A 21,446-nucleotide genomic window follows, 5' to 3' on the forward strand; every position below is an offset into this window, starting at 1 on the left:
TAAGCTCGCCGGAGGCCCCCAGGCGCTGGCCGATGGCGGCCGGGTCGGTCAGGCCCTCCGGGAGGGTGCTGTGGGTCAGGCGGGGAAGCCGGGCCACCACCTCCGGCGGGAAATCGCATTCGTGGGAGACCCCGACCAGGTGGTCCTCCAACCCCAGGGCGCAGACCAGTTCGGTGGCCCCCGGGAGCAGAGAGACGATGCGCATCCCTTATCCCTCCGTGGCAAGGACCGGGGCGGGCATCGGGCGGGCGGGCCGCCGCTTCTCCCAGAGCCGGCAGAAGGCACAGATGCCCGGGGCCGAGGTGGGCTGGCCGCACTTCTCGCAGGCGTGCAGCTCTGCCTCGTCCGTCCGGAAAGCGATCTGGCCCTCCTCCCGGGCCTTGAGGAAGCCCAGGTAGAAGCGCAGCTTGGTGCCTGGTCGCTCCTCCTCCAGCCGCGCCAGCCATTCTTTGTAGGCGATGCTGGTCGATCCCTCAGCGAAGGGGCACTCGTCGTAGATGTAATCGATGCCCCGCAGCAGGGCATACGCCGCCGTCTCCCGTTCGTAGAACCGGCAGAAGGGCTTGACCTTGCGGGCGAACCCCGGCCGGGAGGCGGGGAGGACAGGCCCCTGGCGGGCGAGGTAGCCGACCTGCCAGTTCATCACGTTGCCGAAGAGGACGGCCACCTCGTCGTCCAGGTTGTGGCCGGTGGCCAGGGCGGCGTAGCCGCCGTCGTAGGCCACCCGGTTCATGATGTAGCGTTTGATCAGGCCGCACACCGCACAGGGCTTATCCCGACCCCGCAGCGTGCGGGCGGCGACCTCCGGGATGGTCTCCCCGTAGACCTCCTTGACGTCGACGACGATGAGGCGGGCCTGGGGCCAGCGCTCCCGCACGAAGCGCTGGCACTTCTCGTAGGACTGATCCGAATAGCGGATGCCGCCGTCGATGCCCAGGCCGATGTAGAGGCCGTCGGCGGCGTAGCCCAGGCGGAGCAACACATCCCACAGGCTCAGGGAGTCCTTGCCCCCGGAGACCGCCACCAGCACCCGCTCCGAGCGGTCGAACATCCGGAACATCCGGATGGTCCGCTCCGTTTGTTCCACGAACCAGTCCAGGTAGTGCTCCTCGCAGAGGGCCAGGCGGTGCTGGCGCATCATGATCGCCGCCTCGCGGCCGCACTTCCGGCAACGGATCGCCATCGCGGGCTGTCCCTCCTTTCCGCGGATGGTGGGCCGCCGAAGCGAGCGGCGCCGCCTCGGAGCCCCTTCGTCATTCTAAAGCGGGGCGGTGGGTTTTGTCGAACGCGCCTTCCGCCGCTTGGCGTCGTAAAGCCCGACCCCGGGGCGCTGGGCGATGGGCTCGGCTTCGGGGGATCCCGCTCGGCAGAGCCCGGGCTGGAAACCCGGATCCGCGACCCGCCTCAGGACCTGTTCGAAGGGGCTTTTGCCGAAGACCTGTCCTGGATGGGGCGGCGGCCCTCGGCCTCCTCCAGCCCCAGGATCAGAGCCGCCAGGCATCGGCGATCCTCCTGGGGGACGGTGGGACGGGCGCGTTCCGGCTTGCGCTTAATAGGCCCCGCGCTGGCGGAGGACGGCCGGGATCGTCTGGAGGAGGATGGCCAGGTCCAGCCACAGGCTGTAGTTGCGGATGTAGAAGAGGTCCAGGCGCACCCGCTCGCTGTAGGGGAGGTCCGCCCGGCCGGAGACCTGCCAGAGCCCGGTGATGCCCGGTTGGACAGCGAGCAGGTTGAGGGCCCAGCGGCCGTAGCGAGAGATCTCCTCGGGGGTCAGCATGCGAGGCCCCACTAGGCTCATCTCCCCCCGCAGCACGTTGAACAGCTGCGGCAGTTCGTCCAGGCTCCAGCGCCGCAGGAAGCGCCCCACCCGCGTCACCCGCGGGTCCTCCCGCAACTTGAAGTTCTGCTCGAAGGCCTCCCGCAGGCGGGGATCCTGTTGGAGCAGCGCCTCGGCGTTGACCACCATCGTCCGGAACTTGAAGGCGTCGAACAGCCGTCCCCCCAGCCCGACCACCCGTCGTCGGTAAAACACAGGGCCCGGCGAGTCCAGTTTGACGGCGACGGCGATGGCGAGCAGCACCGGCGCCAGCGCGATCAGGGCTGCCGCGGCCAGGACCAGATCCATCGTCCGCTTGAGGGCCCGCTCCAGCGGAGAGAGGCGGAGCCGCCGCCAGTAGAGGAGGGGGACACCCATCACCTCGAGGACCTCGGTGCCGGTGGCCAGCAGTTCGTAAAGGCCGGAGGAGAGCCGGAGGGTCACCTGGGGGTGAAAGGCGAAGGTGCGGAACAGTTCCACCAGGGCCTCGCGAGGCAGCGCGCTGGCCGAGACGATCACCTCCCGCACCCCCAGTTGCTCGATGTAGCGGGGGAGATCCTCCAGGGTGCCCAGGACCGGCAGCCCGGGCATCACCTCGCTCCCCGGGGGGTGATGGGGGTCCAGGACGCCGATGAGGCGCATCCCGGAGATGGGGGAGGACCGGAGTTGCGCCGCGACCATGCGGGCCTCCTCGTCGGCCCCGATGAGGAGGGCGGGGACCAGCAGGCGTCCCCGGGCGCGCAGGGCGTAAACCAGCCGGCGGGAGAGGAAACGGCCCGCGCTGACCGTGGCGATGGCGAGGAGCCACGAGAGGAGCAGCCAGCCCCGGGCGACCACCAGGGCGGGCTCCATGAAACTGAAGACGATGGTCGCCACCATCCCCATGCTCGCCGCCTGGATCACCTGCATGTATTCTGAGGTCCCGTGGAACAGGTGATCCGGCGCGTAAAGCCGATGGGCAGCGAAGAGGAGGAGCCAGATGGGGATCAGCCCGGCCATCAACAGGACATAATAGCGCAGGGGCGGGCTCTCCGGCTGATAGAAGATCGGCAGGCGGGTCTCAAAACGGATCCCATACGAGAGTATGAAGGCGATGGCCAGGGCCATGCCGTCCAGAAGGACCAGGCTGGATCGCAGCCAGAACCACTCGTCGGGTCGGACCACCTCCCGGGGTCCTGTCCAGGGGATGGGCGACGGCAGGGCGTGGTTTCTCATCTTCGACAACCTCCTCCAGCCAGCGTTAGGCCTCCAGGCGCTTCCCGATGGCGACAGCGGCTTGACGGGCGTGACGGGTCAGGGATTCCCCATTGGTCAGGGCAGGATAGATCTGGGTCAGGTTGACCAGGAACAGGCCGGGGATCGGCGGGGCCAGCGGGGGGATCCGACGCCATGCCCCGCGGGGGAACAACGGCTCCACGTAGCGCTCCCGGTGCACGCGGGCGTGGCGGATCCCCTCCGGCTGGAAGCTGGGGAACATCCGTTGCAGATGCCCCAGCCATGCCTCCAGGATCTCCCCGTCCGAGGCCGTCAGCCACGGGGAATCTCCCGTCACATACTTCGGCAGGTAAACCAGGTGATAACCGCCCACATCGGCGGGATCGATGTAGCGGGTGGTCTCGATCACCCCGGTGAACGGGACGGACTCGTCGGCGATGTAGATGGTCCAGTAATCCGTGAGCGGACGGTCCAGGGCCAGCAAGACACAGACAATCCCTAGGTAGCGCCACGACCGCAGGTCCTCGACCCAGGGGCCCTCCACCCCGGGGAGCAGGCGGGGGACCAGGGGTGGGTGCAGGGTGAGGACGGCGGCTGCGCAGGGCTCTGCCGCCCCGTCCACCCGCACCCCCACCACGCGTCCCTCCTCCAGGATCACCTCCTGCACCGGGGTCCGGAGGCGGATCTCGCCGCCGGCCCTCGTGATGGCCTGGGCCATGGCACGGATCAGCGTCATGTGCCCGCCGACCAGGTAGCCTGCCTGCTCCTGTTGGGTGGCCCCTCGTCGGGTCGAGCGGGTCCGGATCAGCCGGGCCCAGATGTAGGTGGCCGGCAGTTCCTCGAAGCAGCCATCGAACTTGGCCCGCAGCATCGGCCGCCACAGGTGCTGGAAGGCCCGCCGGCCGCCCCAGCGGACCAACCAGCGCTCCACGTCTATCTCCTCCAGGTGGCGCCAGTCCCGATGCAGGTAGGCCGCTAAGATGGTCAACCCCAGCCGCAGCCGATCCAGGGGCCGCAGGGGTGGGAAGGTCAGGAAATCCCGCACCGTGGTCATCGGATACAAGCGGCCTTGATGGAAGAAGGCCGAGCCGGTGGCTCGGAAGCGCAGGCGACCCGCGAGGCCCAGTTCGTAGGCCAGGGCCTGCATGTGGGTGTCGCTGGAGAGGATGATGTGATAGAAGCGATCCACCTCCACATCGCCCAAGCGGATCGTCCCGGCCAGGCCGCCGATCTGATCGCTCGCCTCGTAGAGGACCACACGGTGGCCGGCCTGGCTCAGGAAATACGACAGGCTCACCCCCATCAACCCGCCGCCGATCACTGCGATGGTCATCGGCCTTCGACCCGCGAGAGAGCGGTGAGCCCGCGCGCTGCTCATCGGAGCATCTCCGGGTGTCGGGAGGGGATCCTGGCGGGGACACGCCCCATGGCGCCGGGGAGGATCAGCCGGGCCATCAGACGGAGGTGGGCCAGGACCGTGCGAAGGATCTTCATCTTGGAGCGCCCGAAGCGGCGGACGCGGAGGGTGGTTGGGTATTCCGCCACCCGCAAGCCGGCGCGCAACGCCTTGGCCATGATCTCGGCCACCGCCACATACCCGTCGGCCTCCACGGTGATGGCCTCCAGGACCCGGCGGCGGTAGGCCCGGAAGAGGGCGGTGTGGGTCCGGACGGGGGTTCGCAGGATCAACCGATACAAGAAAGAGGCCCCGAAACTGAACACCTGCCGCCACGGCGGAACCCCTTCGATGCGCCCGCCCGGGTGATAGGGCGAGGCGGTGACCAGGTCGACCTCCGGCCCCAGGTGGCCCAGGAGCCGGAAGATCTCCTCGAAGGGATACGTCCCGTCGCTGTCGGTGGTGATCACGATCTCCCCCCGCGCGGCCTGGAACCCGGTCCGCAGGGCGGCCCCCAGGCCCCGGTTGCGGGGGTGGGCCAGCAGGCGCACGAAGGGCCATCCGACGAAGGCCTCGCGGAGGAGGCGGCCCGTCCCATCGGTGCTGCCGTCGTCGACGAAGATCACCTCCACCCCGCCGTCGGCCATCAGCCATTCCACCACCGGCTCCAGTTCCGCCCGCAGGCGGGGGACGTTCTCCGCCTCGTTATAGCAGGGGATGATCAGGCTGTAGCGAGGGATGGCGTTCACCATCGCGCTCCTACCGTTGGGATCATCGGGCCGGCGCCTCCCACAGGGCCGCGATCTCCCGCAGGCGCTCCTGCCCGTCGAAGCGGCCCAGGCCCGGCTCCCGCTGCACCCGCAGCGACCCATGGGGGATCAGGACGGCAGGGCAGTCGATGTGACGGATCCAGTAAAGCCCCGCGGGCAGGGCGTTGTAAGGCGGGAGGTCCGGCAGCGGCTCGTCGAAGGCCAAGCGGATCATGTAATAGGGCATGTTGCAGCCGGCGCGGGTGTAGAAATACGTTGTGGTGAAGAACCGCCCTGCGTTGATCTCCGTCGGGAAAAGGTTCCCCCGCTCGTCCTCCATCAGGTCCACGCTGAACACCCCCGTCGCCTGTGGGTCGACGGCCAGGACGCAGCGGGTGGCCACCTCGTTCACCCGCTCGTCATGCACCGTGACGGTCACGGCGCTGGTCCCGGTGCGGCCTGAGGGCGCCAGGTGGGGGTAGATGTATTCGATGCGCTGGCGGCCCTGGGAGACGATCAGCCTCCCGTCCTTCCAGAGGGACTGCCAGGCGAACTCCCGGCCGGAGAGGTATGGCTGGGCGATGAACGCCCACCGGACCCCACGGGAGCGCCAGTAGGCGATCCAATGGATGCCGGTCTCCAAGCGTTCGACCAGGGTCGCTCCCCGCGCTCCGGCCCCTTCCCGGGCCCGCAGCCACAGGGGCAGCCCGATGATCGCTGCCGCCCGCTCCAGGTCTTCCGGCGTCTCCACCGGCACCGTGGGGAAGGTGTGGATCCCGGCCTGACGCCATCGCTCCGCCGAGGCCTGCTTGTCCTGGAGGAGGCGCACTGTCTCCTTGCGGGGGAGAAAGACGCGGGCGGGAAAGCGCTCGCGGTTCTCCGAAAGGACCCGCACCTCGACGTCCGGCTGGGCGTGGATCAGGTCGATGTGCTCGCGCTCCACGATCTCTAGCACCACGTCCAAGTATTCCGGGTGGTCCACTGATGGCACTAGGTAGACGCGGTCCGCCGGCACCCATTCCAGGTGGAACGGGTTCATGTCAGTGCCGACGATATAGAACGGCTCCGGGGCCTCCCGCCAGGAGCGGATCACATTGATGCCCGGCGGACCCCCGGCGCCCAGCAGCAGGATGCGTTTCATCGTGGATCTCCTCTTCGAGGGTCTCATGGGCTTACTGTAGCCAGCCTTCGTAGGAGACCGGGACATCAACCACCCACGTCTGGCCGGAGGGCAGCGCCTCCGACAGGACGTCCGCCAGTTCGTCTGCGCTCTCGACCGTGATCCCCCGGGCCCCGAAGGCCGCGGCCAGGGCGGGCAGATCGGGGTTCCCCAGGTCGGTGCCCACCGCGGCCCCGAAGCGGGCGACCTGCATCCGGCGGATCAGCCCCAGGGCGTTGTCCCGCAGCACCACTGCCACCACCGGCAGCCGATGGCGGAGGCTGGTCTCCAGTTCCTGCACGTTCATCAGGAAGCCTCCGTCGCCGCTGACGGCCACAATGGGCGCGTCCGGGCAGGCGCAGCGCGCCCCCAGGGCGGCGGGCAAGGCGAACCCCATGGCCGAGAGGCCGTTGGAGAACAGGATGCGTTGGCGGCCCCGGAGGCGATAGCCCAGCCCCATCGCGTATTTGTTGAGCCCCACATCTACGGCGATCACCGCGTCCTCTGGAAGGACCTGCCCGAGGACCCGGGTGACGGACCCGGGCGACAGGGGGGCGGATTCCGCGGGCGGCTCTTGAAGGGGTTTGCGCATCGCCTCCCGCACCGCCGGGACCTCCAGCCAGGGCCGGCGGCCGGCCGGCGCCAAGGCCGTCAGCCCTTCCAGGATGGCGTGGAGATCGCCGGCGAGGTGCAGGTCGGATTTCAGGATGCCGCCTGCCTCCGCCTCGAAGACGCTGTCGATGCTTACCAGGCGCTTGTGGTTCCCGACGGTCCAGAGGGCGGGCTTCACGCCCTCGACCTCGTCGTAGCCGATGGTCATGATGAGATCGCAGACGGCGAACAGTTTCATCAGTTCGCCCCGGGCGTGCCGGCTGATCACCCCCAGGCACAGGGGATGGTCCTCCGGGAGGGCGCCCTTCCCCATGTAGGTGGTCAAGGTGGGGATCTGGTAGGCCTCCACGAAGCGCCTGAGGGAGGCGGCCGCGCCGGCCCGCAGGGGAAGGTTCCCCACCAGCAGGACCGGGGCGAGGGCCTCCTGGAGCCATGCGGCGATCTGCTGCAGGGCGCGGGGATCCGGGCCGGGCCGGAGGGGCAGCGCCCGCTCCGGGAGAGCTGCCTTCAGATTGAAGAGGAAGCACTCCCGCTCCAGGACGTTCGCCGGGAGGCTGAGGTGGACCGGCCCCGGCCGCTCCGCGCGGGCGACCTGGAAGGCGTAATGCAGGGTCGGGGAAATCAGTTCGGGGTCCCGGATCACTGCGCTCCACTTGGTGATGGGCTGGAAGAAGGCGGCCAGGTCGACATATTGGTGGACCCCCAGGCGCATTTGATCGGTGCTCACCTGGTCGGAGAGGGCGACCACCGGGGAGCGATCCAGGAGAGCGTTGGCCAGCCCGGTGGCCAGGTTGGTCGCCCCAGGGCCGAGGGTGGAGAAACAGACGCCAGGGCGGCCGGCCAGCCGTCCGTAGGCGTCGGCCATGAAGGCCGCGGCCTGCTCGTGGCGGACCGTGATGAAGCGGATGGAACTGCCTCGCAGGGCCTCGAAGAAAGCGACCTCGTCGCCGGGCAGGCCGAAGATCACAGGGACTTTCTCCTGTTGCAGGCTCTCGACCAGCAGCGTTGCGCCGTTCATGGCGGGCTCCTTCCCATCGGTTGGCGAACCGGTCCGACGGCGCTCGGCCTCACCGTGTCTGCAGGTGTTCCAGGGCGTGGGCAGGCAGGAGAATCCGCTCCGGCCGTCGGTAGTGCTGGCCGAACCGCGGTGGGGAGGCCTTCAGGATGGCGGCGATGCGCTCCGCGGCGTGGCCGTCGCCGAAGAGGGGCGGCCGCGGCCCCGCGGGGCGGAAGCGACGCCAGCCCTCCACGATCCGCCTCGGGTCGGTCCCCACTAAGAGGTTCCAGCCCACCTCCACCGTCTCCATCAGTTCCGTCTCCTCCCGCAAGGTCAGGCATGGGAGGCCCAAAAAGTAAGCCTCCCGCTGGACCCCGCCGGAGTCGGTGAGGACCATACGGGCGTGGGATTCCAGGGCCAGCATGTCCAGATAGCCCAGCGGGTCAATCAGGCGGATGTGCGGGCCGGCCGTCAGCCCGTAGCGGGCCAGCGCCTGGCGGGTACGCGGGTGGATCGGGAAGACGATGGGCTCAGGGATGGCGTTGAGGCCGGCCATGATCCCGGCCAGGCGGCCGGGGTGGTCGGTGTTGCCGGCCCGGTGCACCGTGGCCAGCAGATACCGGCCCGGCTCCACCCCCAGCCGGGCCAGCAGGGCCGGGGCCCGGCAACGGGCCTGAGGCCCATACAGTCGCACCGCGTCCAGCATCACGTCGCCGACGAAGAACACCCCCTTGGTGATCCCCTCACGGGCCAGGTGCTGGACTGCCCGCCGCGTGATGCAGAAGTGGAGGTCCGCCAGCCGGTCGGCCACCAGGCGGTTGATCTCTTCGGGCATGAACTTGTTGAAACTGCGCTCCCCGGCCTCGATGTGGACAAGGGGGAGGTGCAGTTTGGCGGCCGCCAGGGCCCCTGCGAGGGTGGAGTTGGTGTCCCCGCGCACGATCACCAGGTCGGGCCGTTCCTGAGCCAGCACCGCTTCCAGGCGGGCCAACATCTCCCCGGTCTGCCGGCCGTGAGGGCCCGAGCCCACCCCCAGGTTGTAATCCGGCGCGGGCAGGTCCAGGTCCTCGAAGAACACCCGCGACATGGCGTCGTCGTAGTGCTGGCCGGTGTGGACCAGCACCTCGTGGTGCTCGCGCCGCAGGGCAAGGCTGACCGGCGCGGCCTGGATGAACTCCGGTCGGGCGCCGACGATGGAGACGATCTTCATGGCCGTGCTTCCGCAGGGACTGGCGGGCGGCTCAGCCGGGACATCGGGGAGAGGCCGTGATAGAGCAACAGGCGGATCCGTTCGGCCAGTTGCATGGTCCGCAGGCCGTCCTGCTCGGAAACCAGCGGCCGCCGGCCGGTGCGGACGCAATCCACGAAGTGCTGGAGCTCCAAGGCCAGGGGCTCAGCCATGGGGATGCCGATCCGCTCCATCCATCCCTCCTGTCGGTATTTCACCGGCTGGTTGTCGTTGGTGTAGACGGGGATGGTGTAGCGGTAGACCGTGATCCCCTTGTTCAGGAGGTCGGCCTCGATGTAGGCCTCGGCAGCGGTGATCTCGATGAAACGGACCTTCTGCTCGGTCACCCGGGAGGCGAAGAGGGTGGCGATCTCGCCGCCGGGGAACTCCATGGCCAGCACCGCGTAATCCATGGCGTCGGAGAAGATCTGTCGGCCGATGGGGTAGAGACGGGACGGTGGCCCCCCGACCAGATCCATGGCCAAATCCAGGTCGTGGACCATGAGGTCCAGGATCACGTCGGCGTCCTGGTTGCTGACGGCGTAGGGGCTCAGCCGGCGGAAGACCATACCGATGGGATGCACTGTCTCCAGGAGGACCTTCAGTTCGGTGTAGACCGGATTGAAGCGCTCGATATGGCCTACCTGGACCAAGACGCCGTGGCGCCGGGCGGCCTCGCAGATGGCCATGGCCTCCAGGGCCGAGGCCGCCATCGGCTTCTCGATCAGGACGGCCACACCGCGCTCGATCAACGCGATGGCCACCTCCGCATGGGTCTGGGTGGGAGTGGCGATACTGGCGGCGTCCACCTCGGCGGCCAGGGCCTCCAAGGTGGGGAAGGCGACGGTCTCATAGCGGGCGGCCACCTCATGGGCCCGTTCCCAGCAGGCGTCATAGACGCCGGCCAGGTGGACGCCCCGGAGGGACTGGTAGACCCGGCAGTGCCGCTCGCCCATCGAGCCCACACCGACCACGCCGACGCGCAGCGTTTTCATCTCAACCTCCCGACAGTTTGTCCACCAGGGCATTCACGGCCTCAACGATGTAACGGACCTCCCCCTCGCGAAGGGCCGGATGGATGGGCAATGAGAGGACCTCGCGGGCGGCGGCCTCGGCGTGGGGGAGGGCTTCGGTGTAGCCCAGCCGCTGATAGAGGGGCTGGCGGTAAACCGGCGTGGGGTAGTGGACGCCGGTTTCGATGCCGGCGGCCCACAGGCGCTCCCGCAACGCCCCACGGATGGCGGGCGGAACCCGGATCGTGTAAAGGTGGTAGACGGGCGTGCACCCGGGCACGGTCGCTGGGAGGCGGACCCCCTGCAGGTTCCGGCTATAAAAATCGGCGATCTCCCGGCGCCGGGCGTTCCAGGCCTCGATGTGCCGCATCTGCTCGATCCCCATGGCGGCTTGCAGTTCGGTCATGCGGAAGTTCAACCCCAACTGCTCGTGGACGTATTTGGCCGACTGGCCGTGATCTCGGAGCATCCGCAGGCGCCGGGCCAGTTGGGGATCGTGGGTGGTGACCATCCCGCCCTCGCCGGTAGTCAGGTTCTTGGTGGCATAGAAGGAGAAGCAGCCGATCCCGAAGGAGCCGACGCGACGCCCGCGGTATTCAGCCCCGGGCGCGTGGGCGGCGTCCTCGATCAGCGCCAGGCCGTGGCGCTCGCAAAGGGTCTGGAAGGCCTCCATGTCGCACGGGTGGCCGTAGAGGTGGACCACGATGATGGCCCGCGTCCGGGGGGTGATCCGCCGGGCCGCGTCCTCCGGATCCAGGTTCAGGGTGACGGGGTCGATGTCGGCGAACACCGGACGGGCCCCCAGAAAGAGGGCCACGTTGGCGGTGGCGGCGAAGGTAAAGGGAGTGGTGATCACCTCGTCCCCCGGCCCGATCCCCAGGGCCATCAGCGCCAGCAGCAGCGCCGCCGTCCCGCTGGACACGGCGAAGGCGAAGGGCGCATCGCTCCAGATCGCGAAGCGCTCCTCGAACGCCAGCACCCAGGGCCCCTGGGCCAGCCGGCCGGAGGCCAGCACCTCCCGCACCGCCGCGTAGGTGGCCTCATCGAAGAGCGGCCGTGCCATCGGGATCGGCCGCTCCGGCCGAGGCCGCCCTGTGAGGAAAGCAGACGCCGTGATGTCATCCATTCCGCTGGTCCTTAGATCGGCGATCACTGCTCCTTCCCTGCTCTTCTGCTCACACGGCGGTCTGGACCACGGGGGATCCTGTCGCGAATGCGCGGATCCCCAGGCCTTTCAGGTCCACTGTATCAGGGGGACGTTGGGAAGGGGTAAGCCGGCTGTTAGAAGGCGGTAAGCCGTGGGGGAAGGCGCGCGGCCGGTGGATCCATCCGCTTTCTAACGCGGGGTTGTCGGAATTCTAACCGGATGCTTTTACTCTGGGGCCGATGGCGGGCTGGGGAGCCTTCGGGCGATGGAGATCCTGATGGTGCTTCCGTATCCGCCCTCGCCGATCCGGGTCCGGCCCTATGGCCTGCTGCAGGCCCTGGCCCAGCGCGGGCATCGGGTGCGGGTGCTGGCGGTTCAGCCCCCGGAGGACCGGTGGGCGGATCCGGGGCCCCTGCGGGACCTGGGCGTGGAGATCCGGTTGTTCCCGCTCTCGCGGCCGCGCACCCTCTGGAACGCCCTGCGGGCCTGGGCGCGGGGAGAGCCCCTCCAAGCCGGTTACGCCGACCACCCGGGCTTGCGAGAGGCCCTGTGGCAGGCGTTGCATGAGCGCTGGGAGGTGGTCCACGTGGAGCACCTGCGGGGCGTCGGCTTCGCCCAGGAGGTCCCTCCGGAGCGTCTGGTCTTCGACGCTGTGGACAGCATCACCCGGCTGTTCGCCCAGGCCCGGGCCCTGGCGCCCGGGCGGCTCACCCGCTGGTTGGCCGCCCTGGAGCTCCCGCGGACCCGCCGGCTGGAGGCCTCGTGGCTGTCGCGGTTCCCCCGCGTGCTCGTCACCTCGGCCGAGGACGCGGCGGCCCTGCGACGGCTGGCGCCGGAGGGCTCCGCCCAGGTTGTCGTCCTCCCCAACGGCGTCGACCTGGAGTTCTTCCGCCCGCAGCCAATCCCTCGGGATCCCGCCACCCTGGTCTTCACCGGCAAGATGAGTTACCACGCCAACGTCGCTGCGGCCCTGGATCTGATCCAGCAGATCATGCCGCGGATCTGGGCCCGGCGACCGGAGGTGCGGCTGCAGATCGTCGGGCGGAACCCCCCAGCCCTCCTGCGCCGGGCCGCACGGGATCCGCGGATCCAGATCGTCGGCGCGGTCCCCGATCTCCGGCCGTATCTGGCGCGGGCGACACTGGCGGTGTGCCCCCTCCGGTATGCGGTGGGGATCCAGAACAAGGTGTTGGAGGCCATGGCCATGGCCACCCCGGCGGTGGTCACGCCGCCGGTGCTGGGAGGGCTCCAGGCGGTCCCGGGGCGGGACCTGGCGGTGGCGGAGGTCCCGGAGGCCTTCGCGGAGGCCGTGCTCGCCCTGTTGGGGCAACCGGCGGCGCGGCGGGCCATGGGGGAGGCCGGGCGGGCCTATGTGGAGGCCCACCACCGCTGGGAGGCCCTGGCCGAGCGCCTCGAGGCCGTTTACCGGTGCCCGGCTTGAGCCCGCCCTCCAACCCCGGTATAATTGCAGGCAGTTGCAATGCTCCCCCCTTCAGCGTGAACGCGGCCTGGGGCCCGTTCCACGATATAATGAATGTTGGGTGGGGCAGATCCTTCCCGGCGGGGGCGAGCATGGTGGGGGCGTGGGCGCGGCTGTCCGAGCGATGGCGGACGTGGCGCCAGGCGGTCCGGGAGTTCTTTTACGGCTTCGCCGCTTACGATGTGGTGCAGCATCTCCTGGAGATGCGCGCCGCCACAGAGAACCTCTTCATCGCGGCCCTCTTCGGGGATCTCATCGGCCTGCCCATCATGCCCCCTTACTACAGCCTGCGCCTGTTGCCCTACGTGGTCCCCATCCTGGAGACCTGGAAGCGCCGGGTGCTGCGGGAGCGGGAATTCGTCGACGAGCATGAGTATCACCTGCACGGGCTGTGAGGGCGATCCGAATCCTTTCAGGAGGAGCGTGGAGATGGCGGAGCAGAAGACGCGGGAAGGGTTGTTGCGCCGGGTGGTGAATTTCGTGCAGGAACTGACCTACGGCATGGCGGCCCACGACATGGCCCGCTACGCCCTGCGCACCCGGGCCAGCATGGAGCATCTGTTCATCCTCATCACCATGGGCGACCTCATCGGCGTCCCCATCCTGCCGCCCTATTACAGCCTGCGCATCCTGCCTTATGTGGTGCCCCAGATCAGCACCTGGAAGCGCCGCATGCTCCGGGAGCGGGATGTGTCGGATGCCATGTTCTAACCCGAAGGGAAGCATATCCCCAGCGAGGTGACCCGGGATGGCGACCAAGTTGGCGCGGTTGTTGCAGGAGAACCCCGAGCGCCGTTACATCATGTTCGGCGGCAAGGGGGGGTTGGGCAAGACCACCTTCTCGGCGGCCACGGCTTACTGGCTGGCCCGGCAGGGCTGTCGGGTCCTGGTCTTCTCCGTCGACCCTCAGGCGAGCCTCTCCGACATTTTCCAGAGGGACATCTTCGGCAAGGGCCCGGTGGAGATCATGCCCAACCTCTGGGCCCAGGAGATCGACGCCGACCGCCGGATCAAGGAGTATCAGGAGGAGATCCGACGTAAGATCCTGGACATGTATGGCTTGGAGGAGGTGCCCCAGGAGATCGAGGATTACATCCAGGCGGCCTCGGCGGAGCCGGCGATGGAGGAGAGCGCCATCTTCGATGCCGTGGTGGATATCGTCGTCGAGGGCCGCTACGATTACTACATCTACGACCTGGTCCCCCTGGGGCACGCCCTATATTACCTGAGCATGGCCAAGGTCTACGACGAGTGGATCACCAAGATCACCCGGCTGCGGGAGGAGATGCGGGAATACGAGGAGATGGTCGCCCGCATCCGTCGCCAGAAGGAGACCGAGGAGGACCGCATCCTGGCGGAGCTGCAATACATCCGCCAGCGGATCAACATGTCCTCCAGCATCCTCACCGACAGTCGCAAGACAGCCTTCTTCTTCGTCCTCATCCCCGAGGAGATGGTCATCCTGGACACGCTGAAGGCCGCCGAACTGTTCCGCCGGTTCGACGTGCCCATCTCCGGCTATGTGGTCAACCGGGTGCTGCCGGCGGAGTTGCTGGGGCAGAACATCCCCGAATACCTGCGCAACCGCATCGAGATGCAGCGCCGGCACCTGGAGGACATCCGCGCCCGCTTCGGCGATCAGGTCCTGGCCTACGTCCCCGAGCTGGAGCGGGACGTGACCGGGCTGGAGATGATCGCCCGGGTGGCCGATCTGCTGTTCGGGGACGGGAGGGCGTGAGCTTGCGGGAAGCCTTGGAGCCTTGCGGGGAGGGAAGGGGATGATCCGCGTGGAGAAAACGATGATCGACTTCCTCCGAGAGCACCCCCGCCTGAAATATGTCTTCTTCGGCGGCAAGGGCGGGGTGGGCAAGACGGTGATGGCCGGGGCGACGGCCCTCTGGTTCGCCCGCCAGGGGCGGCGCACGCTGCTGGCGTCCACCAACCCCGTCCACAGCCTCTCGGGCCTCCTGGACCAGAACGTCTTCGGCAAGCCGACGCCGGTGGCCGGGGTCCCCAACTTGTGGGCCTATGAGATCGACACCAAGGACACCATCGAGCGGTCCAAACGGGAGATCCGGGAGAAGATCCAGTGGTTCCTCAAGTTCGCAGAGATCTCCACCCGGGCCGACGAGTTCGTAGAGTCGGCCACCATGAACCCGGCCTTCGAAGAGTCGGCCATGTTCGAAAACATGATCGACCTCATGTTCCGCGACGAATATGAGGTCTACGTCTTCGACACCGCCCCCACGGCCAACGCCCGCCGCCTGCTGGGGATGTCCAAGGTCTATGCCCTCTGGGTGAACAAGATGATCAAATCCCGCCAGGAGGCCCAGGCTCTGCGCAGGTTGCTCTCCTTCACCAAGAAGGAGGAGCCGGACCCCCTGATGGACTACCTGATCAGTTTCCGCGATCGGATGGAGCGGGCCCGCCGGCTGATCACAGACCCCGAGTTGACCGCTTTCTTCTTCGTCACCCTGCCGGAGGCCCTTCCCATCGCTGTCATCCGCCGCTTCATCCACTGGTTCCACGATTTCGGCATCCCCGTCGGCGGCGTCATCGTCAACGGCCTGATCGACCGATCGTTCCTGGGGGAGAGCACCCCCGACTTCGTGCGCAACCGCATCGAGATGCAGGCCCGTTATCTGAAGGAGATCGAGGCCCTCTTCGACGGCCTGGTGCGGGGGATGACGCCTCTGCTGGAGAACGAGGTGCGGGGCGTCCCCATGCTGGAGCGCTTCGCCCAGTATCTGTTCGCCCCCGCCTGATCGGCGTCGGGCGGCGACCCGTTGTCTGGGGTTGGGGCGCTGGGGGACCCGATGGGGCGACGGGCGCGTGGGTGGATCGCCTGGATCGTCGGCTTGAGCGCCCTGGGATGGGGCGCCGTGCGGCTGGCCTCGTTCTCGTGGGACAGCGTGGTGAACTACCGAAGCCCCTACCTCACCGCAGCCCTCCCGACCCCACCGCGGACACCCCCGCTTACCGAGCGGGTGGTCCTGGTGGTGATCGATGGCCTGCGCCGGGACACGGCGGCCGCCGAGATGCCCACCCTCAACGCTCTGGCCCAGAAGGGCGCCGCCTTCACCGTCCGCGTCGGGGAGCCCTCCCTCTCGTATCCCGGGTGGACCGTCATCGGCAGTGGGGCCTGGCAGAGCCTGAGCGGGGTTACCACCAACTGGTTCGAGGGCTCCGTCCCGGTGGACTCGATCTTCCAGGAGGCTCAGAGAGCTGGCCTGCGGCCGGTCGGGGTCGGGACGTCGGGCTGGCGTAAGCTCTTCGGTCCCTGGTTCGACCGCTTCGAGGCCCCGGAAGTTTCTTACGAAGGGATCGAGGGGGTCGAACGTCTGGACGATGCCGTCCTAGAGCGCGCCCAGGCGCTGCTGCGCGATCCGGAGGCCCGGCTGGTGCTGGTGTATTTCGCCGGCCCCGACGAATACGGCCACGCTTTCGGCGGGGTCTCGGCGGCCTATCGGGAGAACGTGCGCCGGACCGACGCCCGCCTGGCCCGGCTGGCCGCCGCGCTGGATCTTCAGCGGGTCACCCTAGTGGTGACGACGGACCATGGCCATATCGATACCGGGGGACACGGCGGTTGGGAGCCCATTGTGACCGAGGTGCCGCTGGTGCTGGTTGGCCGAGGGATCCGGGCGGGCGTTCGTGGGGAGGGGACCCAGGCGGATATCGCTCCGACGGTGGCGGCGTTGCTGGGCTTTCCCATCCCGGTCCACGCCGTCGGCCGCCCGCTGCTGGAGGCCCTCGAGGGGCCTCCTGGGGCCCTGGATGCCATCGCGCAAGCCTCCGCACGGCAACGGGTCGCCTGGATCCGGGCGATCGCCACGACGCTGGGGAGCTCCCTGGTGCCCTTGCCCGAGACGGTCACGGCGGCCGGGGCCGCTGCCTTCGACCGACAGGCCGAGCAGGCGCTGGCCCGGGCCTGGGGGGAGCGGCTGTGGCGAGACCGGCTGGGTCGCACGCCGGTGGCGCTGGTCGGGCTCGGGGCGCTCGCCCTGCTCGCCGTGGCCCTGTTCCGCCCCCCGGCGGGGCGGCCTGCCCTGGTCGGCGCGCTGATCTTCGTGGGGCTGGTGTGGGGGCTGTATTTCGGGCGGGGCTATCGCTGGTCGCTGTCGGTCTTCAACACCGAATCCCGGATCGAGGCCTTCTTCATGGCCCGGGTGCTGGATACCCTTCTGGGCTTGGCCGCGGTAGCCTTTCTGCTGGGCTTGTGGAAGGGACGACGTTGGGGGGAGGCTTTCACCACCATCCTGCGAGCCTACGGCGGGATCGCTGTCCTTTTCGCAGCCCAGGTGGTGCTCTTCTATTGGGCCTATGGGGTTTCGTTCCCCTGGGGGCTCCCCAACCTGGGGTGGGGGTTCAAGTATTACCTGGACCTGCTCACCCTGAGCGCCTTCTGGGTGGATCTGCCGGGGCTCCCGGATCCCCTTGGGCTGCCCACGGCGTTGCTGCTGCCGGCCCTGGGGGCGACCCTGGGCGTTGCCCTCCGCCGGGGATGGACCCGCCTTCGCCCCGAGGCTGGATCGGTCCGCCCGTGAACAGAGATGGGATCGGGAGGCCATGGATAGGCCCGTCGAGGGATCCCCTCCACGCGACCACCGAGACCTGGGTGCGGATCCCCTGGGAGCGGTTCAAGGCCATCGCGCCGTAAGCCCCCGGCAGGGGCGGAGGGGAAGACCAGGGCCGGGCGCGCTTCGCCCTCCGCCCCCCCGGCCTGGGGAAATTTTTCCATCCCGGAGGTTGCGATGCGGCTCCGATGGGTGTTGATCCTGTTGGCGCTGGTGGGGATGGCGGGGCTGCTCCGGGCGGCCCCGGCGGCGGCCGTGCAATACGGCCAGCCAGACGGCGATAGGCATCCTTATGTCGGGCTCGTGGTCTTCTACGATGAGCACAAAGTCCCCCTTTGGCGCTGCACCGGCGCCTTGGTCTCCCCCACGGTGTTGCTGACGGCCGGGCACTGCACCGGCTACGACCCGGACCTGGATCTGGCCCCCGCTTTCGCCCAGGTCTGGTTCGACCCCGGGCCGATCCCGTTAGATCCCACGTGGACGCGGGGGACGTCCTGTGCAGGGGCATTTACCGGCTATCCCTGCGCCGGCGGCCACTGGGGCACGCCCCACGCCCATCCGGGCTGGACCGGTTACCTGACGATCCCCAACACCCACGACATCGGCGTGGTGACCTTTGATCCGCCCCTTCCGTCAGAGGTCACCCGCGGTCAATATGGAAAGGTCGCTTCCCGGGGCTACCTGGACCGTCTGGCGACGCGGCGGGGGCTCCAGGACGTGACGTTCACGGTGGTGGGCTATGGTCTGCAACTGGTCAAGCCGGTGCTTCAGGGGGAGCGCACCCGCTATGTGGGCACGGTAAGCCTGGTCAACCTGCGCAGCGCCCTGACCGACGGCTACAACCTGCACTACTCCAACAGCCCGGGCAAGGGGGTGGGGCCGGGCGGCACCTGCTTCGGTGACTCCGGCGGCCCGGTGCTCCACCGCACGCCGGAGGGCGATGAGGTGATCGTGGGTGTCAACTCCTTCGTCCTCAACCCCAACTGCAAGGGCGCCGCCTTTGCCTACCGCGCCGACATTCCAGACTCCCTGGACTTCCTGGCAGGCTTCGACGTGACACCGTAGCCCGGGGCCGGCGGCTGGGGGAGATCGGGGCGGGGCGGGCGCCAGGGACGAGGGCCCGCCCCGCTTTATCGTGTTGGAGGAAGCCGGCGGACCAGCCGGTAGGTCTCCCAGGTGGCCAGAGCCATCCACCAGGCCAGCCGCAGGCCGTGCAGGCCGTCCACGTAGCCCCGCAGGCGGACGAAGCGCCGCCAGAACTCGCGCACCAGCATGGTCCACGGGGTGTAGATCTTGGGGCGGACCCCAGCGGCCCGCAGGGCCTCGGCCTCCCAGCGGGCGTAACGGCGCTGCTTGTCCCGGAACTCCTGGGGAGAGTCGTAGTTGTGGTGGAGCAGGGGGTTTTTCAAATACCCGGCCTCCCCCGCCAGCACCACGATCTCGTGCACCGGCCGCTCGTAGCGGGCGTAGCCCCGGCGCAGGACCCGCAGCTGGTAGTCGGGCCACCAGCCGCCCCCGCAGGTGAGGCGTCCGAAGAGATAGTTCCGCCGCGGCACCCACCACCCCACGTAGCGGGGATCCCGGATCGCCTCCCGCACCTCGGCGCCCAGTTCGGGGGTGGCCCGTTCGTCGGCGTCCACGAAGAAGATCCAGTCAGCCGCCACCCGCTCCAGGGCTGCGTTCCGCTGGGCGGCGTAGTCCACGAAGGGGTGCTGGATCACCTCTACCCCCTTCGCCCGGGCCCGCTCCACCGTGCCGTCGTCGCTGAAGGAATCGAAGACGACCACCCGGTCGGCCCAGGCCACGCTGTCGATGCAGGCCTCGATGAAGGCCGCCTCGTTGTAGGTGAGGATGACCACCGCCAGGGTCATCGGCCCCGCAACGCCTCCACCGCCATTGCCCCCACGGCCCGGTAGGCCGCCTGGAGGGCGCGGCCCTCAGGGTCGCTCCGTCGGCCGAGGACGCGGGCCTGCCAGCCGGCGCCGACGGCCAACAGGCCGCAGGCCAGCCGGAACTTCCACGCTGGGTAATGCCGGCGGTAGAGCCGCAGCCGGCTGGCCCACAGGGCCCGCACCATCTCCGGCCGCGCCTGGGCGGCGCTCGCCCCCCCCACGTGGATCACCACGGCATCGGGGACGCAATAGCGCTCCCAGCCGGCCCGGGCCATCCGCCAGCACCAGTCCACTTCCTCCGCGTAGATCCAGTAACCCTCATCCAACAGACCCACCATCCGGATGGCCTCCCCGCGCACCAGCATGGCCGCCCCCAAAGGATGGCCGACGGGGAAAGGACGTCCCCGCGCATACCACGATCGCGGGTAGCGGCCGTTGAGGCGGGTCTCCAGCAGCCGGGGATGCAGCGGGAAGAGATCCAGGAAGAGTTGGGCCAGGCCCGGGAAGGCGAAGGCGCTGTGTTGGAAGCGCCCATCGGGGTAGAGGAGCCGAGGGCCGCAGACACCGGCCCGGGGGGTCTCCTCCATAAAGCGCACCAGGCGCCCCGGCGCCTCGTCGGTGACCTCCGTGTCCGGGTTCAATAGCCAGACATACCGCGGCGTCCCCAGACCCTCCGGGAAGCCCATCGCCCGCAAGGCCTGGTTGTTGGCCGCGGCGAACCCTCGGTTCTCCGCGTTCACCAGCCGGCGGACCGCCGGGAACGCCGCCGCGATGGCCTCCGCCGTCCCATCGGCCGACGCGTTGTCCACCACCCAGACGGTGGCCTCCAGGCTGGAGCGGCGCAGCGCGCGGAACAGCGACTCCAGCGCCCGGAGGGCCCATTCCCGGACGTTCCAGGTCACCATCACCACCGCCAGGTCGGTCACGGCTGGATCCGCACCCGGATCCGGGATTCCAGGAAGGGCAGCCACGGCCACCAGGTCGGCTGCTGGCGGATCTCCGGGGGCCGGGCCAGGGGGAGGGCCTGCAGCCGCTGGAGGGCCGCCCCGGGGGTCCGCCCCCGCAGGGCGCGGCGGATCTCATCCGTCGGCAGGCGGGGGATCGCCTGGCCGTGGGCCTCCAGCGGGAGTTCAATGGGGAGGGCCCCCGTCTCCTCCCGGAAGACGCGGGCCTGGAGGCGCTCGCAGTCGGTGAACGAGAAACCTTCGGCGGAGAGTTCGTGGCCCGGCGGGGCGCTCCGGCTGAGGGCGACGAGGGCCAGCGCCCCCAGGTCGCTGCGCAGCACCTTGTAGCCGACCACACGGGCCAGGATCTCCGCCCGCAGGCGCTCGGCGGGCTCCCCCACCAGCCGGTCGTAGCTTTCCCGGATCACTGAGACCGTCAGCGTAGACGGCAACACGCAGTCCTGGGGGTCGAGCCCGGCCAGCATCTGGGCATAGCCCTGCTGGCGGAGCCGGTCCAGGAGGGCCTCCCGCACCCGATCCCGGTCGGCCGCCGTCACCACCGGCACGGTCTCCAGGCGCCCCCCCGTCAAAGGCTCCGGGTTGCTCACCCGCAGCGCGAAGGCGAGGGGGCCTTCTACCCGGTTGATCTGGTTCGGCCCCACGTTGCCGGCTGGGCCGGGCTCCAGCGCCCGCACCCGGGCCTCGGCGGTGGCCCCGAAGCCGGCCGGGACCGTCACCGAGGGGCTGATGACGAAGCGCACGGCGAGGTTGCCGCTGGCGGCCCGCACGATGGTCCCGGCCGGGACTTCCACGGGGCGGTTGAGTTGGTTCACCAGGATCACGCGTCCTTCCGCGTAGCCCGCTGGCTTCTCCTGGCGACCGGTGGCCAAGGCCTCCGCCTGTCCCTCCACCCGCACCTCCACGGGATAGGCGGGGATGGCCCAACGGGTGAGGTCGCGGGCCGCGAGGCGGGGATCGGCGACCACGGTCTGGGTGATGGCCAGCGGCACGCCTTGGGGACTCAGGGTGACCTCCGCCGAAGGTACGAGGAAAGCAGCCAGGAGCCCCATGGCCAGGAGCCCCAGGCCGCCCAGGGCGAGGCCGATCCCGCGGGCCCAGGCCGGGCGGGGGCGGCGACGGGCGGCGGCCCATGCCTGCAGCGTGGGGGTGAGCCCTGGGGGCGCGGCGGCTTCCTCGGACTCGGCCTCCGCCGGCCATGGG

19 protein-coding genes and 1 pseudogene are annotated in these 21,446 nt (G+C 69.2%); 7 read left to right on the forward strand and 13 right to left on the reverse strand.

Annotated features, from left to right (window positions below; all coding sequences use genetic code 11):
- The 10 genes and pseudogenes from C4313_RS07410 to C4313_RS07455 all read right to left on the reverse strand — a co-directional run.
- Nucleotides 1–205, reverse strand: a pseudogene (locus tag C4313_RS07410) (cobalamin-binding protein); the annotation flags it as partial.
- A gap of 3 nt (nt 206–208) precedes the next feature.
- Entirely contained in the window at nt 209–1,183 is a 975-nt protein-coding gene (locus C4313_RS07415) for a TIGR00269 family protein (protein ID WP_352429234.1), read from the reverse strand.
- 366 nt (nt 1,184–1,549) lie between these two features.
- Nucleotides 1,550–3,031: a sugar transferase gene (locus C4313_RS07420; RefSeq protein ID WP_352429235.1), complete on the reverse strand. Its 1,482-nt coding sequence runs from the start codon at nt 3,029–3,031 to the stop codon at nt 1,550–1,552.
- A gap of 25 nt (nt 3,032–3,056) precedes the next feature.
- On the reverse strand, nt 3,057–4,364 hold the full coding sequence (locus C4313_RS07425) for an NAD(P)/FAD-dependent oxidoreductase (RefSeq protein ID WP_352429236.1): 1,308 nt from the start codon (nt 4,362–4,364) through the stop codon (nt 3,057–3,059).
- Between the two features lie 41 nt (nt 4,365–4,405).
- Complete coding sequence (locus C4313_RS07430) at nt 4,406–5,176, reverse strand: glycosyltransferase family 2 protein (RefSeq protein WP_352429237.1); 771 nt, start codon at nt 5,174–5,176, stop codon at nt 4,406–4,408.
- Between the two features lie 22 nt (nt 5,177–5,198).
- Nucleotides 5,199–6,317, reverse strand: a complete 1,119-nt coding sequence (locus tag C4313_RS07435) for an ATP-grasp domain-containing protein (RefSeq protein ID WP_352429238.1) — start codon at nt 6,315–6,317, stop codon at nt 5,199–5,201.
- A 31-nt stretch (nt 6,318–6,348) separates the two neighbouring features.
- Nucleotides 6,349–7,965: a thiamine pyrophosphate-binding protein gene (locus C4313_RS07440; protein ID WP_352429239.1), complete on the reverse strand. Its 1,617-nt coding sequence runs from the start codon at nt 7,963–7,965 to the stop codon at nt 6,349–6,351.
- 49 nt (nt 7,966–8,014) lie between these two features.
- Nucleotides 8,015–9,154 (reverse strand): non-hydrolyzing UDP-N-acetylglucosamine 2-epimerase, encoded by a 1,140-nt coding sequence (gene wecB, locus C4313_RS07445; protein ID WP_352429240.1) that lies wholly within the window; start codon nt 9,152–9,154, stop codon nt 8,015–8,017.
- Nucleotides 9,151–10,167 carry a Gfo/Idh/MocA family oxidoreductase gene (locus tag C4313_RS07450; protein ID WP_352429241.1) on the reverse strand — a complete coding sequence of 339 codons (1,017 nt, stop codon included), beginning with the start codon at nt 10,165–10,167 and terminating at the stop codon, nt 9,151–9,153. Before C4313_RS07450 ends, wecB begins: the two co-directional genes overlap by 4 nt.
- 1 nt (nt 10,168) lies before the next feature.
- The gene (locus tag C4313_RS07455; RefSeq protein ID WP_352429242.1) at nt 10,169–11,248 is read right to left on the reverse strand and encodes a DegT/DnrJ/EryC1/StrS family aminotransferase; all 1,080 of its coding nucleotides are present in this window, start codon (nt 11,246–11,248) and stop codon (nt 10,169–10,171) included.
- A gap of 349 nt (nt 11,249–11,597) precedes the next feature.
- Here C4313_RS07455 and C4313_RS07460 point away from each other — a divergent pair, with 349 nt between their 5' ends.
- The 7 genes from C4313_RS07460 to C4313_RS07490 all read left to right on the forward strand — a co-directional run bounded on the left by C4313_RS07460 (nt 11,598) and on the right by C4313_RS07490 (nt 18,454).
- Complete coding sequence (locus tag C4313_RS07460; protein ID WP_352429243.1) at nt 11,598–12,773, forward strand: glycosyltransferase; 1,176 nt, start codon at nt 11,598–11,600, stop codon at nt 12,771–12,773.
- A 131-nt stretch (nt 12,774–12,904) separates the two neighbouring features.
- Complete coding sequence (locus tag C4313_RS07465; protein WP_352429244.1) at nt 12,905–13,207, forward strand: DUF7990 family protein; 303 nt, start codon at nt 12,905–12,907, stop codon at nt 13,205–13,207.
- A 34-nt stretch (nt 13,208–13,241) separates the two neighbouring features.
- Nucleotides 13,242–13,523, forward strand: coding sequence for a DUF7990 family protein (locus C4313_RS07470; RefSeq protein ID WP_352429245.1), 282 nt, complete (start codon nt 13,242–13,244; stop codon nt 13,521–13,523).
- Nucleotides 13,524–13,560: 37 nt separating this feature from the next.
- Complete coding sequence (locus C4313_RS07475) at nt 13,561–14,550, forward strand: ArsA family ATPase (RefSeq protein WP_352429246.1); 990 nt, start codon at nt 13,561–13,563, stop codon at nt 14,548–14,550.
- Nucleotides 14,551–14,590: 40 nt separating this feature from the next.
- The gene (locus tag C4313_RS07480; protein ID WP_352429247.1) at nt 14,591–15,577 is read left to right on the forward strand and encodes an ArsA family ATPase; all 987 of its coding nucleotides are present in this window, start codon (nt 14,591–14,593) and stop codon (nt 15,575–15,577) included.
- A gap of 51 nt (nt 15,578–15,628) precedes the next feature.
- The gene (locus C4313_RS07485) at nt 15,629–17,359 is read left to right on the forward strand and encodes an alkaline phosphatase family protein (protein WP_352429248.1); all 1,731 of its coding nucleotides are present in this window, start codon (nt 15,629–15,631) and stop codon (nt 17,357–17,359) included.
- 207 nt (nt 17,360–17,566) lie between these two features.
- On the forward strand, nt 17,567–18,454 hold the full coding sequence (locus tag C4313_RS07490) for a trypsin-like serine protease (RefSeq protein WP_352429249.1): 888 nt from the start codon (nt 17,567–17,569) through the stop codon (nt 18,452–18,454).
- 65 nt (nt 18,455–18,519) lie between these two features.
- On the opposite strand, the gene C4313_RS07495 is transcribed toward C4313_RS07490, so the two are convergent.
- The 3 genes from C4313_RS07495 to C4313_RS07505 form a co-directional block, all read right to left on the reverse strand.
- Nucleotides 18,520–19,260, reverse strand: coding sequence for a glycosyltransferase family 2 protein (locus tag C4313_RS07495; protein WP_352429250.1), 741 nt, complete (start codon nt 19,258–19,260; stop codon nt 18,520–18,522).
- Nucleotides 19,257–20,207, reverse strand: coding sequence for a glycosyltransferase family 2 protein (locus tag C4313_RS07500; protein ID WP_352429251.1), 951 nt, complete (start codon nt 20,205–20,207; stop codon nt 19,257–19,259). Before C4313_RS07500 ends, C4313_RS07495 begins: the two co-directional genes overlap by 4 nt.
- A partial coding sequence (locus C4313_RS07505) for a baseplate J/gp47 family protein (protein WP_352429252.1) occupies nt 20,204–21,446 on the reverse strand: 1,243 nt, incomplete at its 5' end. The genes C4313_RS07500 and C4313_RS07505, both read right to left, overlap by 4 nt.

The sequence above is a fragment of the Thermoflexus sp. genome (assembly GCF_040289485.1).
In the GTDB taxonomy this organism is placed as follows: Bacteria; Chloroflexota; Anaerolineae; order Thermoflexales; family Thermoflexaceae; genus Thermoflexus.

Excerpts from the sequence above, each read along its gene's own strand:
- C4313_RS07415 (WP_352429234.1), bottom strand. The coding sequence starts at position 1,183 with ATGGCGATCCGTTGCCGGAAGTGCGGCCGCGAGGCGGCGATCATGATG.
- C4313_RS07420 (WP_352429235.1), bottom strand. The coding sequence starts at position 3,031 with ATGAGAAACCACGCCCTGCCGTCGCCCATCCCCTGGACAGGACCCCGG.
- C4313_RS07425 (WP_352429236.1), bottom strand. The coding sequence starts at position 4,364 with ATGACCATCGCAGTGATCGGCGGCGGGTTGATGGGGGTGAGCCTGTCG.
- C4313_RS07435 (WP_352429238.1), bottom strand. The coding sequence starts at position 6,317 with ATGAAACGCATCCTGCTGCTGGGCGCCGGGGGTCCGCCGGGCATCAAT.
- C4313_RS07440 (WP_352429239.1), bottom strand. The coding sequence starts at position 7,965 with ATGAACGGCGCAACGCTGCTGGTCGAGAGCCTGCAACAGGAGAAAGTC.
- wecB (WP_352429240.1), bottom strand. The coding sequence starts at position 9,154 with ATGAAGATCGTCTCCATCGTCGGCGCCCGACCGGAGTTCATCCAGGCC.
- C4313_RS07450 (WP_352429241.1), bottom strand. The coding sequence starts at position 10,167 with ATGAAAACGCTGCGCGTCGGCGTGGTCGGTGTGGGCTCGATGGGCGAG.
- C4313_RS07455 (WP_352429242.1), bottom strand. The coding sequence starts at position 11,248 with ATGGCACGGCCGCTCTTCGATGAGGCCACCTACGCGGCGGTGCGGGAG.
- C4313_RS07460 (WP_352429243.1), top strand. The coding sequence starts at position 11,598 with ATGGAGATCCTGATGGTGCTTCCGTATCCGCCCTCGCCGATCCGGGTC.
- C4313_RS07465 (WP_352429244.1), top strand. The coding sequence starts at position 12,905 with ATGGTGGGGGCGTGGGCGCGGCTGTCCGAGCGATGGCGGACGTGGCGC.
- C4313_RS07470 (WP_352429245.1), top strand. The coding sequence starts at position 13,242 with ATGGCGGAGCAGAAGACGCGGGAAGGGTTGTTGCGCCGGGTGGTGAAT.
- C4313_RS07475 (WP_352429246.1), top strand. The coding sequence starts at position 13,561 with ATGGCGACCAAGTTGGCGCGGTTGTTGCAGGAGAACCCCGAGCGCCGT.
- C4313_RS07480 (WP_352429247.1), top strand. The coding sequence starts at position 14,591 with ATGATCCGCGTGGAGAAAACGATGATCGACTTCCTCCGAGAGCACCCC.
- C4313_RS07485 (WP_352429248.1), top strand. The coding sequence starts at position 15,629 with ATGGGGCGACGGGCGCGTGGGTGGATCGCCTGGATCGTCGGCTTGAGC.
- C4313_RS07490 (WP_352429249.1), top strand. The coding sequence starts at position 17,567 with ATGCGGCTCCGATGGGTGTTGATCCTGTTGGCGCTGGTGGGGATGGCG.
- C4313_RS07495 (WP_352429250.1), bottom strand. The coding sequence starts at position 19,260 with ATGACCCTGGCGGTGGTCATCCTCACCTACAACGAGGCGGCCTTCATC.